1 pseudogene is annotated in these 304 nt (G+C 36.8%); it reads right to left on the reverse strand.

Features of this window, described 5'->3' with window-relative positions:
• Positions 1-304, reverse strand: a pseudogene (locus ACWA1B_RS22450) (glucosamine-6-phosphate deaminase); the annotation flags it as partial.

Genomic DNA, 304 nt, shown 5'->3' on the forward strand with positions numbered 1-304 from the left:
ATGTGTGAACCCGGTTCATTGAAACCAACGTGACCCGTACGACCGATTCCCAACAACTGAAAATCAAGTCCTCCGGCATTTTTGATTTTTAATTCATAATCAATGCAGTATTGATTCAATTCATCAATTGCAACTGTACCGTCAGGAATATTTACATTTTCAGGCTTGATGTCAATATGGTTAAAAAGATGCTGGTGCATGAAGTAATGGTAGCTTTGGCGGCTTTCTTTGGTCATTGGATAATATTCATCCAAATTAAAAGTGATTACATTGCTAAAGCTTAATCCTTCTTCTTTGTGCATTC

It is taken from the genome of Flavobacterium xizangense, from assembly GCF_054075145.1.